The organism is Desulfocucumis palustris (assembly GCF_002933875.1).
In the GTDB taxonomy this organism is placed as follows: domain Bacteria; phylum Bacillota; class Desulfotomaculia; order Desulfotomaculales; family Desulfocucumaceae; genus Desulfocucumis; species Desulfocucumis palustris.
Window position 1 is genome coordinate 1 of record NZ_BFAV01000109.1, and the last position, 611, is coordinate 611.

The window sequence follows — 611 nt, forward strand, 5'->3', positions numbered from 1 at the left end:
ATAAACCGGAATAATTCGCATACCAATGGTAACGAAAGAACCTTTTACGTCGGCAATAATTTTCGGACCCTGGTAAAATACAACCTTTCAGCAGTTCCCATGGGAACCATAAAAAGCGCGAAACTGGAGCTTCAAAGCTTTAGCTCCGGCGAAAAACTTTACCCGATGAAAGCCTACCGCGTAACCCAGGAGTGGCTTGAAATGGAGGCTAACTGGGACGAGGCCAAAATAGACCGGGAGTGGGCGCAGCACGGAGGCTCATACGACCAGTCCTCGGGCGTGCCGGCGGATATTGTGCGTAATGAATATGATATGTATTACTATGCAACCTTTGATGTAACAGCCATGGTAAACGGCTGGGTTAACGGAGCAGCGCAAAATGACGGACTAATTATCTGCCCCTACATAGAAGACCCTATGAGCTATTCCGACAGCATTTTTTTCCACCCGAAGCTTACCATAACCTACGAGGCGGACATAACCGAGCCGGCTATTAATATAATCTCCCCGGCAAAAGACTCCTCCAATACCGGAACGGTAAATATGGAAGCCACTGCCACGGACACCTCCGGGATAAAGAAAGTGGAGTTTTACGTGGGCGGCGCCCTGAT

Annotated in this window: 1 protein-coding gene; it reads left to right on the plus strand. The window is 48.9% G+C overall.

Annotation, left to right across the window (positions count from 1 at the left end):
- On the plus strand, nucleotides 1–611 hold a 611-nt coding region (locus DCCM_RS08495), incomplete at both ends, for a DNRLRE domain-containing protein (protein WP_165792076.1).